Annotated in this window: 14 protein-coding genes; 6 read left to right on the top strand and 8 right to left on the bottom strand. The window is 72.5% G+C overall.

Annotated features, from left to right (window positions below; genetic code table 11):
* A partial coding sequence (locus NFU81_RS39345; protein WP_251501744.1) for a TerD family protein occupies positions 1-674 on the bottom strand: 674 nt, incomplete at its 3' end.
* Positions 675-824: 150 nt separating this feature from the next.
* On the opposite strand from NFU81_RS39345, the gene NFU81_RS39340 reads away from it, so the two are divergent.
* Positions 825-1,214 (top strand): TOBE domain-containing protein, encoded by a 390-nt coding sequence (locus NFU81_RS39340; protein ID WP_251501742.1) that lies wholly within the window; start codon positions 825-827, stop codon positions 1,212-1,214.
* 28 nt (positions 1,215-1,242) lie between these two features.
* The gene (locus NFU81_RS39335; protein ID WP_251501739.1) at positions 1,243-2,103 is read left to right on the top strand and encodes an NAD-dependent epimerase/dehydratase family protein; all 861 of its coding nucleotides are present in this window, start codon (positions 1,243-1,245) and stop codon (positions 2,101-2,103) included.
* Between the two features lie 28 nt (positions 2,104-2,131).
* On the opposite strand, the gene NFU81_RS39330 is transcribed toward NFU81_RS39335, so the two are convergent.
* The 3 genes from NFU81_RS39330 to glnA all read right to left on the bottom strand — a co-directional run bounded on the left by NFU81_RS39330 (position 2,132) and on the right by glnA (position 5,518).
* On the bottom strand, positions 2,132-2,992 hold the full coding sequence (locus NFU81_RS39330) for an Fpg/Nei family DNA glycosylase (RefSeq protein WP_251501736.1): 861 nt from the start codon (positions 2,990-2,992) through the stop codon (positions 2,132-2,134).
* Positions 2,993-3,100: 108 nt separating this feature from the next.
* Positions 3,101-3,835: a D-Ala-D-Ala carboxypeptidase family metallohydrolase gene (locus NFU81_RS39325; RefSeq protein ID WP_251501750.1), complete on the bottom strand. Its 735-nt coding sequence runs from the start codon at positions 3,833-3,835 to the stop codon at positions 3,101-3,103.
* A 273-nt stretch (positions 3,836-4,108) separates the two neighbouring features.
* Positions 4,109-5,518 (bottom strand): type I glutamate--ammonia ligase, encoded by a 1,410-nt coding sequence (gene glnA, locus NFU81_RS39320; RefSeq protein WP_251501735.1) that lies wholly within the window; start codon positions 5,516-5,518, stop codon positions 4,109-4,111.
* 197 nt (positions 5,519-5,715) lie between these two features.
* Between glnA and NFU81_RS39315 the strand changes: the two genes are divergently transcribed.
* Entirely contained in the window at positions 5,716-6,183 is a 468-nt protein-coding gene (locus tag NFU81_RS39315) for an RDD family protein (RefSeq protein ID WP_251501733.1), read from the top strand.
* 58 nt (positions 6,184-6,241) lie between these two features.
* On the opposite strand, the gene NFU81_RS39310 is transcribed toward NFU81_RS39315, so the two are convergent.
* The 4 genes from NFU81_RS39310 to lipB form a co-directional block, all read right to left on the bottom strand.
* Positions 6,242-6,922 carry a DUF4191 domain-containing protein gene (locus NFU81_RS39310; RefSeq protein WP_251501731.1) on the bottom strand — a complete coding sequence of 227 codons (681 nt, stop codon included), beginning with the start codon at positions 6,920-6,922 and terminating at the stop codon, positions 6,242-6,244.
* 102 nt (positions 6,923-7,024) lie between these two features.
* Positions 7,025-7,261, bottom strand: coding sequence for an SCO2195 family GlnR-regulated protein (locus NFU81_RS39305; protein WP_251501729.1), 237 nt, complete (start codon positions 7,259-7,261; stop codon positions 7,025-7,027).
* 209 nt (positions 7,262-7,470) lie between these two features.
* The gene (gene lipA / locus NFU81_RS39300; protein ID WP_251501727.1) at positions 7,471-8,439 is read right to left on the bottom strand and encodes a lipoyl synthase; all 969 of its coding nucleotides are present in this window, start codon (positions 8,437-8,439) and stop codon (positions 7,471-7,473) included.
* Between the two features lie 75 nt (positions 8,440-8,514).
* A complete protein-coding gene (lipB, locus tag NFU81_RS39295) occupies positions 8,515-9,291 on the bottom strand; it encodes a lipoyl(octanoyl) transferase LipB (RefSeq protein WP_251501716.1) in 777 nt (258 codons plus the stop codon).
* A gap of 241 nt (positions 9,292-9,532) precedes the next feature.
* Between lipB and NFU81_RS39290 the strand changes: the two genes are divergently transcribed.
* The 3 genes from NFU81_RS39290 to NFU81_RS39275 form a co-directional block, all read left to right on the top strand.
* Positions 9,533-11,191: a proline-rich domain-containing protein gene (locus NFU81_RS39290; RefSeq protein WP_251501712.1), complete on the top strand. Its 1,659-nt coding sequence runs from the start codon at positions 9,533-9,535 to the stop codon at positions 11,189-11,191.
* A gap of 208 nt (positions 11,192-11,399) precedes the next feature.
* Positions 11,400-12,371 carry an AAA family ATPase gene (locus NFU81_RS40935; RefSeq protein WP_274038101.1) on the top strand — a complete coding sequence of 324 codons (972 nt, stop codon included), beginning with the start codon at positions 11,400-11,402 and terminating at the stop codon, positions 12,369-12,371.
* Positions 12,359-12,556 (top strand): hypothetical protein (locus tag NFU81_RS39275; protein ID WP_251501710.1); only part of this gene is annotated, 198 nt, incomplete at its 3' end. The genes NFU81_RS40935 and NFU81_RS39275, both read left to right, overlap by 13 nt.

Raw genomic sequence — 12,556 nt, 5'->3', positions numbered from 1 at the left:
GGGTACGCCGGCGGGGTTGGCGGGGCGGCCGGGTATGCGGGCGGCGCCGCCGGGCGCGCGGGCCGCTGGTAGACCGGGGGCGCGGGCGGGGGAGTCGCCGGGCGCGGGGCGGCCGGGGTGTGCGCGGCGGCCTGGTCCTCGTCCACAGTGATCCCGAAGTCCGTGGCGAGCCCCGCGAGACCGGCCGCGTACCCCTGCCCGATCGCCCGGAAGCGCCAGCCGCCGTCCCGCCGGTACAACTCGCCGCCGACCAGGGCGGTCTCGGTCGCCGCCGTGAAGTCGAAGTGCGCCAGCTCCGTGCCCGAGGCGGCGTCCAGCAGCCGCAGCCCGAGGCCGGACAGCGCGCCGAACGTCCCGGTGTCCACCGACGCGGCCACCACGACCCGGTCGACCACCGCTTCGAGCCCCGCCAGGTCCACCTCGACCGCGTCGGTCACCGTGCCGCCCGCCGCGCCCTGCTTGCCCATGTGGCGCACCGCGCCGGACGCGTGCCGCGGCTGGTTGTAGAAGACGAAGTCATCGTCGCCGCGCACCTTCCCCTCCCGGGTCAGCAGCAGCGCGGACGCGTCCGGGTCGGTTCCCCCGGGCGGCCCCGCGGCCCAGGTCAGCACGACCCGTACGGAGGACACGGTGACCGGCGTGTTGGCACCCTTGCTCAGCGGCTTCGACGTCATGCGGCAAGTCTGCCCCGCGATACCCCTGTACGCCGAGGGTTTCGGCGGTGTGGGCTGCGGGTATCGCCCCGCGGGTCCGCCGCCCCCGCCGCGTCCCCCGCCACGCCCCCGCCGCGTCGCGCGCCGCCGGCACCGCAATAGGCTGGGGACATGCAGTCGTACACCATCGGGCAGGCCGCCCGCCTGCTCGGCGTCAGCCCGGACACCGCCCGCCGGTGGGCCGACGCCGGCCGGGTCGCGACCCACCGCGACGACGCGGGCCGCCGGCTGATCGACGGCCGCGACCTGGCCGCCTTCTCGGTCGAGATCGCCCACAACGACGACGCCGAGACCTCCTCCACGTCGGTGCGCAACGCCTTCCCCGGCATCGTCACCGCGATCAAGCTCGGCGACGTCGCCGCGCAGGTCGAGATCCAGGCAGGCCCGCACCGCCTGGTGTCGCTGGTCACCCGCGAGGCCGTCGAGGAGCTGGGCCTTGAGGTCGGCGCCGAGGCCGTCGCCCGGGTGAAGTCCACCAGCGTGCACATCGACCGTGTCTGACCACCCTCTCTACCTTCGGAGTACGCCCATGGCCACCGTCGCCGTCACCGGAGCGACCGGGAAGACCGGCCGCGTCGTCGTCGCGGACCTGCTGGAGCACGGCATCGACGTCCTCGCCGTCGACGTCGCGGTGAGTCCCGCCGTACGAACCGAGTTCGACGCGCTCGGCGTGCCCCTGATGCGGGCCGACCTCACCGACTACGGGCAGGCCGTCGACGCCCTGGCCGGCGCCGACTCGGTGATCCACCTGGCCAACATCCCCGCCCCCGGCCTGGCCCCCGCCGCGTTCACGCTGAGCACCAACACCGCGATGAACGACAACGTCTTCCTCGCCGCCGCGCAGCACAAGGTCTCCCGGGTGGTGTGGGCGTCCAGCGAGACCACCCTCGGGCTGCCCTTCGACGTCCCCCCGCGGTACGCCCCGGTGGACGAGGACCACTACCCGTTCCCCACCACCACCTACGCCCTGTCCAAGGTCGCGGGCGAGACCACCGCGGGGCACATCGCCGAGTGGTCGGGCATCCCCTTCGTGGCGCTGCGGCTGTCCAACGTCCACACCGCGGACGACTACCGCCAGGTGCCCGGATACTGGGACGACGCCCGCTCCCGGCGGTGGAACCTGTGGGGCTACGTCGACGCCCGCGACGTCGCCGCCGCCTGCCGCCAGGCCCTCACCGCACCTGTCACCGGCGCGCAGAGCTTCGTCATCGCCGCCGCCGACACGATCATGGACCGCCCCTCGGCCGACCTGCTGGCCGAGGTCTTCCCCGGGGTCCGGCTGACCCGCGACATCGGCACGTACGAGACGCTGCTGAGCATCGACCGGGCACGCGAGGTGCTCGGCTACGAGCCGCGGTACTCCTGGCGGGACGCCGTCGACGCGGGCTGAGCGCGTTCGGCGGTCCTGCCCGCCGGTCCTACTTGAGCAGCCGGGACATCCGGCGGTCGGCCAGGGGCTTGCCGCCGGTCTGGCAGGTCGGGCAGTACTGGAGCGAGGAGTCGCGGTAGGACACCTCGCGGACGGTGTCCCCGCAGACCGGGCACGGCTCGCCCGTGCGCCCGTGCACCCGCAGCCCGCTCTTCTTCTCCGCCTTCAGGTCGCGCAGCGGCAGCCCCCGCGACCGCTCGACGGCGTCCGCGAGCGTCGTCCCGACCACCTCGTACAGCCGCGCCACCTCGTCCGGCGTCAACGTGGCGGCCAGCTTGAACGGGGACATCTTCGCGGCGTGCAGGATCTCGTCGGAGTACGCGTTGCCGATCCCGGCGATCACGCTCTGGTCCCGCAGCACCCCCTTGATCTGCCGCCGCTCACCGTCCAGCAGCCCCGCGAAGACCTCCGGCGTGAAGCCCTCGGCCAGCGGGTCGGGTCCGAGCCGCGCGATCCCGGGCACCTCCCGCGGGTCCCGCACGACGTAGACGGCCAGGTGCTTCTGCGTCCCGGCCTCCGTCACGTCGAAGCCGGCCCCGCCCACCAGCCGCACCCGCAAGGCCAGCGGCCCCTTCCCCGGCCGCGGCGGCGCCTCGGCCACCGCGTCGCTCCAGCGCACCCACCCGGCCCGGGCCAGGTGCATCACCAGATACAGGCCGCCGGCCCGCAGCGCCAGGAACTTCCCGTGCCGCTCCACGCCGTCGAAGCTCCGTCCCTCCAGCGCGGTGACCGCCGGCTCGTACGTCTTGAGGGCGTGCACGGCCACCGGAAAGACGCGCTCCACCGTCCCCCCGACCACCCGGTCGGCGAGGAACCGTCCCAGCGACTCGACCTCGGGCAGTTCTGGCATGCCTCCAGTCTGCCCGATTCCCCCCGTTACGCCGGAACGGCCCGGTGTCCGGGCGCATGAGCGCGCCGGCTGCCGGGCCGTCCAGGGCCGGTGTACGGCCGGGCGTCGTCAGATGCCGCAGTTGGACGCGGACCAGAAGCGGGAGCTCTGGCTGCCCAGGTGGGCGTGGTCGCTGTGATCCGGGTAGCCAGGGCCGAGGATCTCGTTGAACCCGTGGTAGCGGGCCTGCTGCGCGATCTGGCAGAAGGTCGGGCTGCCGATCAGGTCGATGGCACGCCCGTAGAGATGGTTGCTGTTGGACGCGCCGCCGGCGGCGCTGTTGCAGGAGTAAGAGCGGAAGCCGCTGCTGGTGGAGAGCGGCCGGTCGCCCAGGGCGTGGCGCAGCGCCTCCAGCTTCCACATGTTCTGCAGGGCGTTGGCCTTGGCGGTCGCCGCGCTCACCGCGCCGCCCGACCAGTCGGAGTTGCAGCGGTTCATCTCGGCATAGGTGAAGTGGATCGGGGTGCAGTCGTCGTCCTGGAGCGCGTACAGCTCGCCGAACGTCTGCGGCCCCGCGATGCCGTCGGCGCCCAGGCCGTACGCCTGCTGGAAGCGGGTGACGGCGGCCGCGGTGGCCGGGCCGAACTGCCCGTCGATCGCCAGCACCGAGCCGTAGCCCGGGTATCCGGCGACCCGGATCTGCAGCTGCCGGACGTCCTCACCGCTGGTGCCCTGGCTCAGGGAGCGGCCCCAGGTGTAGCAGCCGTCCGCGTGCGCGGTGCCGGCGGTCACCACCGTACCGATGACTACGGTTGACGCAACCATGACAATCGTGACTAATGAGCGGATCAGACGTTTCAACATCATGCCTCCGGGAGGGTTGGCGGACGACACGAGAGTGCCCGAGGGGTCAACGCGCGTCAACCACCCCCTGAATATCCCCGAAAGGTCGCAGATCGCCCCATCGGCGGCCGTTCCGACGATGATCACGTCGGTGCTGCCGCGACGAAGAAGGCCGCCGACCGGGCCTTGCGGCGGCGGTCGACGGCCTTGCGTCGCGAACATCCCGGGGGAGTGCCCTGACGCGCCCCGGGCCGTAGCCCGGGGCGCGTCAGCGCCTTTCGGCGCCGGTGCGGCTCAGATGTCGAAGTACAGCTCGAACTCGTGCGGGTGCGGGCGGAGCTGGATCGGGGCGATCTCGTTCGTGCGCTTGAAGTCGATCCAGGTCTCGATCAGGTCCGAGGTGAAGACGCCGCCGGCCTGGAGGTACTCGTTGTCGTCCTCCAGGGCGGACAGGACGGCCGGGAGGGACGTCGGGACCTGGGGGACGCTCGCGTGCTCCTCGGGAGCCAGCTCGTAGAGGTCCTTGTCGATCGGCTCGGCCGGCTCGATCTTGTTCTTGACGCCGTCGAGGCCCGCCAGCAGGAGGGCGGAGAACGCCAGGTAGGGGTTCGAGGACGGGTCGGGCGCGCGGAACTCGACGCGCTTGGCCTTGGGGTTGGACCCGGTGATCGGGATGCGCATCGCGGCGGAGCGGTTGCGCTGCGAGTAGACCAGGTTGACCGGGGCCTCGAAGCCCGGGACCAGGCGGTGGTAGGAGTTCACCGTCGGGTTGGTGAAGGCCAGCAGCGAGGGGGCGTGCTTGAGGATGCCGCCGATGTAGAAGCGGGCGGTGTCGGACAGGCCCGCGTAACCCTGCTCGTCGTAGAAGAGCGGGGTGCCGCCCTGCCAGAGCGACTGGTGGACGTGCATGCCGGAGCCGTTGTCACCGAAGATCGGCTTGGGCATGAAGGTCGCGGTCTTGCCGTTGCGCCAAGCGACGTTCTTCACGATGTACTTGAAGAGCATCAGGTCGTCGGCGGCGGCCAGTAGCGTGTTGAACTTGTAGTTGATCTCGGCCTGGCCCGCGGTGCCGACCTCGTGGTGCTGGCGCTCGACCTGGAGGCCGGCCGCTTCGAGTTCGAGGCTGATCTCGGCGCGCAGGTCGGCGAAGTGGTCGACCGGCGGGGCGGGGAAGTAGCCGCCCTTGTAGCGGACCTTGTAGCCGCGGTTGTTCTCCAGCGCGCCGGTGTTCCAGGCGCCGGCCTCGGAGTCGATGTGGTAGAACGACTCGTTCGCGGAGGTCTGGAAGCGCACGTTGTCGAAGACGTAGAACTCCGCCTCCGGGCCGAAGTACGCGGTGTCCGCGATGCCGGTGGACGCCAGGTAGGCCTCGGCCTTCTTCGCCACGTTCCGCGGGTCACGGCTGTACTGCTCGCCGGTGATCGGGTCGTGGATGAAGAAGTTGATGTTGAGCGTCTTGTCCTTGCGGAACGGGTCCACCCGGGCCGTGGACAGGTCGGCGCGCAGCGCCATGTCCGACTCGTGGATGGCCTGGAAGCCGCGGATGGACGAGCCGTCGAAGGCGAGTTCCTCGCTCGGGTCGAACGTCGAGACCGGGACCGTGAAGTGCTGCATCACACCGGGCAGGTCGCAGAACCGGACGTCGACGAACTTGACGCCCTCGTCCGAGATGAACTTGTTGACGTCGTCGGCGTTCTGGAACATCCAACTCCTCCTAGGCCCGGCCCGAGGGGTCGGGTTGGCGATCGAGGTGCGGCCAGTGCGGTGGCGCACACTGCCCTGACCATAGGGATCAGGGATTTCTCCAGCATGACCCATTTGTTTCCTGGACGTTAACCGCGACGCCCCAAGGGTGGTCCCCGCCCGCGGGGGCTGGGCCGTTCGGGGGTTACCGTGGACGGGTGGACAACAGGGAAGTAATCGGATCGTGGCTGTCGGGGCCGCGTGCGGCCGCCGAGAAGATGGGCGCGGACTTCGGGTACCGGGGCGAGCGGCTCGGTCTGCCCAAGGACGGCCCGGGTTCCATCGCATCGGTCGGCAGGCGGGTCGCCGCACTGTTCATCGACTGGGTTCTGAGCGTGCTGATCGCATACGGTCTGATCGCGCACCGTGATCTCCACCAGGCGAACAACTGGGCGCTCGTCGTCTTCGCGGTGGTGAGCGTGATCAGCCTCGGACTGGTCGGCAGCACACCGGGCAAGATGATCATGCGGCTGCGGGTCGTCCAGGTGGACGGCGGCCGGCTCACCCCGGTGGGCGCCGCACTGCGGACGCTGCTGCTGGTCCTGGTGGTCCCGGCCGTCGTGTTCGACCGCGACAGCCGCGGCCTGCACGACAGGGCCGTCAAGGCCGTCCAGGTCCGTATCTGACGAGGAGGGCGCCCCCCGGCCGGGGGGCGCCCTCCTCGTGCGTCGTGGGTGAGCCGGGTCAGCGGCCCTTGGGCATCCGCATGCCCCGCGGCATCGGACCCTTCGGGATCGGCATGTTGGACATCAGGTCGCCCAGCGCCTTGAGGCGGTCGTTGACCTCGGTGGTCTTCGGGCCGGTCAGGGTGCGGGGGAGCCGCAGCAGGGTGGCGCGCAGCTTCTTGAGCGGCAGCTCACCCTCGCCGTTGCCGACGATGAAGTCGTGCACCGGCACGTCGTAGACGACCCGGGAGACCTTCTTCTTCTCGTTGGCCAGCAGGCCCTTGACCCGGTTGGGGTTGCCCTCGCCGACCAGCACCACACCGGCCTTGCCGACCGCCCGGTGGACGACGTCCTGGCTCTTGTTCATGCCCACCGCCGGCGTCACCGTCCAGCCGCGGCCGACGTTCTGCAGCACGGCGGCGGCCGCGCCCGGCTTGCCCTCCAGCTGTCCGAAGGCGGCACGCTCGGCGCGGCGGCCGAAGACCACCGCCATCGCGAGCAGCGCCAGCAGGAGTCCCAGGATTCCGGCCCAGATGGGGTGGTCGATCAAGAAGCCGAGGGCGAGGATGACACCGAAGGTGACGATTCCCACCGCCGCAAGGACAAGCCCGATCTTGGAGTCGGCCTGCCTGGTCATCTTGTAGGTCTGAACGATCTGTGCCAGTCGCCCAGGATTCTCGGATGTTTCCTTCCTCGCCATGTGGCAAAGGATACGTGGCCGCCCGCTCACCCGTCACCGCGGCCGCCCCGCCGGCGCCGGCCGCGGCCACCCAGGGGAGTCAGCCGCGGCCACGCAGCGCGGTCAGTCGCGTACGACGTCCCCGCGCACGCCCGTCAGCAGGGCCGCCATCTCGTGCTCGGCCTCCCTGCGGTCCTTGGCGCGCTGGCGGTCGGCGACGACCGACGCCCAGGCGTTGCGCCGGGCGGTCTGCTGGCCGCCGCGCAGCAGAAAGGATTCGACGGCCCGCAGCGCCCCGGCGACCGGGGTGTGTGCGGGCAGCTGGGCGTACGGACGGGCGTGGACCGACTCGGACGGCATGGCGTCCCCCTCAAGGCAACGTGCGCAAAGGCAACGAGACGAACCGGATGTGCTGTGCGGTGGACCAAGGCTCGCCACAACGTGTTACCAGCCGGTGACCACCCGGTCAATCTCACATGAAAGCCCCGGTGCCGCCCGCACCCCGCCCCGCCAGGTCACTCTTCCGGCAGCCCGTTAGGGCCGGGTGAGGGGATTCACACCGCGTGTTGTCAGACCGCCCGCGCCGCCGCACCCAGCTCCTGGCGGCGGTCCACCGCCTGCTGGAAGAGCCGTCCGGCACGGTAGGACGAGCGGACCAGCGGCCCGGACATCACGCCCGCGTAGCCGATCTCCTCGGCCTCCTCCTTCAGCTCCACGAACTCGGCCGGCTTGACCCACCGCTCCACCGGGTGGTGCCGCACCGAGGGCCGCAGGTACTGCGTGATGGTGATCAGCTCGCAGCCCGCGTCGTGCAGGTCCTGCAGCGCCTGGCTGATCTCCTCGCGCTCCTCGCCCATGCCCAGGATCAGGTTGGACTTGGTGACCAGGCCCGCCTCCCGCGCCCGGGTGATGACCTCAAGGGAGCGCTCGTAGCGGAAACCGGGGCGGATGCGCTTGAAGATCCGCGGCACCGTCTCGACGTTGTGCGCCAGCACCTCGGGGCGGGCGCCGAAGACCTCGGCGAGCTGCGCGGGCTCGGCGTTGAAGTCGGGGATGAGCAGCTCCACCTTGGTGCGCCCGGCGGCCCGGCCGGCGGTCATGGCGTGGATCTGCCGGACGGTCTCGGCGTACAGCCAGGCCCCGCCGTCCTCCAGGTCGTCACGTGCGACACCGGTGATCGTGGCGTAGTTCAGGTCCATCGTGACCACGGACTCGCCGACCCTGCGCGGCTCGTCGCGGTCCAGGGCCTGCGGCTTGCCGGTGTCGATCTGGCAGAAGTCGCAGCGCCGGGTGCACTGGTCGCCGCCGATGAGGAAGGTCGCCTCGCGGTCCTCCCAGCACTCGTAGATGTTGGGACAGCCGGCTTCCTGGCACACCGTGTGCAGGCCCTCGCTTTTGACGAGCTTCTGCATCTGGGTGTACTCGGGACCCATTTTCGCCCGGGTCTTGATCCACTCGGGCTTGCGCTCGATGGGGGTCTGGCTGTTGCGGACCTCCAGGCGCAGCATCTTGCGTCCGTCGGGTGCGACTGCGGACACGACCGGCTCCCTAAAGCTGAGATTGTGCGTACGGCTTAGATTCTTCGGTAAACGCCAGGGTACGCCCCGGAATTCCTAGACAGCGCGAGGCAGCGGGACGGCCGCGGCCAGGACCGCCGTCAGATGCTTCTGCACCACGGGCAGCACCTCGGCGACACCGACCTCCCGGCCCAGCTCCTCCGACAGCGAGGTCACGCCCGCGTCCCTGATGCCGCACGGCACGATCCGGTCGAACCAGGTGGTGTCGGGGTTGCAGTTCAGGGCGAAGCCGTGCATCGTCACGCCCTTGGCGACCCGGATGCCGATCGCGGCGAGCTTGCGGTCCTCGCGGCGCTGCCCGGCGTTGGAGGGGGCGTACTCCGGGCCGTTCAGCCGCGGGTCGAACTCCTCGTCGGCGAGCCGCGGGTCGAAGTCCAGGGTGAGCCCGCCCACCACCTGCGGAACGGGGTCGCCCAGCACCCACACCCCCGAGCGGCCCTCCACCCGGCTGGTCTCCAGGCCGAACTCCGCCGCCGTGAGGATCAGCGCGTCCTCCAGCCGCCGCACGTGGGCCACCACGTCGACCGGGCGGGGCAGCTTCAGGATCGGGTAGCCCACCAGCTGGCCGGGGCCGTGCCAGGTGATCTTGCCGCCGCGGTCGACGTCCACCACCGGGGTGCCGTCGAGCGGGCGCTCGCTGTCGGCCGTGCGGCGGCCCGCGGTGTAGACCGGCGGGTGTTCGAGCAGCAGGCACGTGTCGGGGACCTCGTCGGCGAAACGGGCCGCGTGGACGGTGCGCTGCCGCTGCCACGCCTCCCCGTACTCCACCGCGTCGGCCCCGAAACCCAGGTGAACGAACTGCAGCTCACTCACGACACGACTCCTCTGCTGTGCGATACGCGCCTCTGCAACTGTACGGCGGCGGCATATGTCGGCCCGCGCGGGGCGGCGCCATAGCACGGTGGCTTGCACCGGTGCGGACGCCTCACCAGGCATTGACGACTGCTGTCGCTCAATCGGACGAATATGCGGCTCTTGCGGTGAGCTGGGCGGCGCTGACCGTTACATTCGCGCCGATCTGAAGACCCTGCAGAGGAAGTGGGCCGCACCGCCGATGACGGACCGTGCCACGCAGCGAACCCCGAACGGACCCTCCGCCGGCCCGGACGCCGACCGGCCCCCACAGGACCCGGCCGGCGGCCCGGAGAAGCCGGCCGACGACGCTGCCGGTACGCCTTCCGGCCCGCCTTCCGGTACGCCTTCCGCCACGCCCGAAGGGCCGCCCCCCGGTACGTCCCCCGCTACGCCCGACGGTACGGAGGGCGCGCGGGCCGGCCGCCCGCACCGGCACAACACCCAGCTCGCCACCCTCATCGCCGAGGCCGGCTTCTCGCACGCGGGCCTCGCCCGCCGCGTCGACCGGCTCGGCCAGGAGCACGGGCTCGACCTGCGCTACGACAAGACGTCCGTGACCCGCTGGCTGCGCGGCCAGCAGCCGCGCGGCACCTCGCCCGCGCTGATCGCCGAGGTCTTCACCCAGCGGCTCGGCCGCCGGCTGTCCGCCCAGGACCTGGGCCTCGACGCGTGTGCGCCGGTCTACGCCGGGCTCGAATACGCCGCGTCCGCCGCCGAGGCCGTCGACATCGTCAGCGGGCTGTGGCGCAAGGACACCGGGAACCAGGCGGAGCTGCGCAAGATCGCGTTCAGTCCGGCAGGTCTCGTCGTGCCCAGCAGGGACTGGCTGATCGGCGCGGCGGACGACACCCTCGCCCGCAGGGGCGCGGGGCTGGTCCCCGCGCAGACCCGCGGCGGCCCGCGGGCCGCGCAGGACTTACGGACCGCACCGCAGGCCGCCCCCGCGGGCCGGGTCGGGGCCGGCGACATCGCGGCGCTGGGGGCGGTCGCCGACCTCTTCCGCACCCTCGACCACGCCTACGGCGGCGGGCACGCCCGCCAGGCCCTGGTCCGCTACCTCGAACACGAGGCGGAGCCGATGCTGCGCGGCAGCTACACCGAGGCCCAGGGCCGCCGGCTCTTCGCCTCCGTCGCCGACCTGACCCGGCTGGCCGGCTGGACCTCGTACGACATCGGCGCGCACGGCCTGGCCCAGCGCTACTTCGTGCAGGCGCTGCGGCTCACCCAGGCGGCGGGCGACCGGGTCCACGGCGGCTACGTGCTGGTCACCATGAGCCGCCAGGCGGTCCACCTGGGGCACGGGCGCGAGGCCGTACAGCTGGCGCGGGTCGCCCAGCAGGGCATCGGTACGACGGCGCCGGCCGCCGTGCAGGCGCTGATGCACGCGGCCGAAGCTCGCGGGCACGGGGTGCTCGGCGACACCCGGGCCTGCACGGCGGCGCTCGCCCGGGCCGAGCGGGCCTTCGCGGCGGCCCGGTCGGGGGACGAGCTGCCGCCCTGGGCGCGCTTCTTCGACGAGGCGCAGCTCGCGGACGAGTTCGCGCACTGCCACCGGGATCTGCAGCAGCACCGGGCGGCCGTGCAGCACGCCGAGCGGTCGCTGCAGCTGCGCGCCGCCGGATACGCGCGCAGCCGGCTCTTCTGCCGGACCGTCCTCGCCACCTCCCGGCTCGCCCTCGGCGAGGTGGACGCGGCCTGCGCCCTCGGGGCGGAGGTCGTGCGGCAGGCCGCGGACATGCGCTCCACCCGTGCGGCGGAGTACGCCCGCGACTTCGCCCGCCGCCTCGACCCCTACCGCGACACCGCCCCCGGCCGGCAGTTCTTCGCCCTGGCGGCGTCCACGGGCCTCCTCGCCTGACCCCCGGGGCGGCCCGCCGCCCGCACTCCGCCCGTCGCCGTACGCGTTCGTACCGAAGATGTGCCACTGATGCGGTTTCCGCACCTCTGGGCGGTCACCGACGGTATGTTCGCGATCACGGTACGGGCAGCCGCCCGGCCCGGGCCGGGCCAGGGGCCGGCCGGGCGCACACGTGACACGGCCGGGGGCCGGACCAGGGGGGTTGCCGATGTCCGCCACTGCTGTGGCCGGGGGTACGGACTGGGCGGAGCGGTTACGCACCGGCCTGATCGAGCCGGTGGAGCGCGCTTTCACCGGACAGCCGGCCGCCGTGGAGATGGCCGCGATATGCCTGCTGGCCGGCGGCCACCTGCTCGTCGAGGGCCGGCCGGGCACCGGCAAGACCACGCTGGCCCGGGCGATCGCGGCCTGCGTCGCCCCGGCGCCGGGCGCCGAGGCGTGGCGGCGGGTCCAGTTCACGCCCGACCTGCTGCCCGCGGAGATCACCGGCTACGAGCAGCCGCTGCTCACCGGCGGCATGAGCGACTTCCGGCGCGGGCCGCTGTTCGCCCACGTGGTCGTCGCCGACGAGATCAACCGGGCCTCGCCCAGGACGCAGTCCGCGCTGCTCGAAGCCATGGAGGAGGGCAAGGTCACCGTCGCCGACCGCACCCACCTGCTGCCCGAGCCCTTCTTCGTGGTCGCCACCCAGAACCCGGTGGACCTCAACGGCACCTACCTGCTGCCGGAGGCGGAGCTCGACCGCTTCCTGATCCGGGTGGCGGTGGACTTCCCCGCGCGCGACGCGGAAGTGGCGATCGCCGCGGGCCGGCTGACCGACCCCGACGACTTCGGCGAGCCGGCGCTGCAGGCCGCCGACATCGTGGCGGCCCGCGCGGGCCTCGGCTCCGTCGCCGCCACCGACACGCTGGTCGGCTACGCCGTCGACCTCGCCGAGGCCACCCGCAGCACCGACCGCCTCACCCACGGCGTCAGCGTCAGGGCCAGCGCCGCGCTGGTCGCCGCGGCCCGCGCCCGCGCCTTCCTCGACGGCCGCGGGCACGCCGACGCCAAGGACGTGCAGCAGCTCGCCGTCCCGGTGCTCGCCCACCGGGTCGAGCCGTCGGGCGGCGCCGCAGCGGTCATCACCTCGCTGCTGGCCCGCGTCCCCGCCCCGGAGAACGCCGCGTGCGCGCCCTGAACGCCGGGGGCCGCCGGGTGCAACTGACCGCCGCGGGGTGGTGGACCGGCGGCGCCGGCACCGTGGGCGTCGTCCTCGGGGCGGTCGGCGAGTTGCGCCCGGTCTTCGCGGCGGGGGCCGCGGCGCTGCTCAGCTGCGCCGCCGCGTGGGCGGGCGGGCGGTTCGGGCGGCGGGCCGCCGCCGCC

The organism is Actinacidiphila cocklensis (assembly GCF_907177275.1).
Taxonomy (GTDB): domain Bacteria; phylum Actinomycetota; class Actinomycetes; order Streptomycetales; family Streptomycetaceae; genus Actinacidiphila; species Actinacidiphila cocklensis.
The sequence above is the reverse complement of the archived record's forward strand: the minus strand, read 5'-3'. Positions and strand labels throughout refer to the sequence as shown.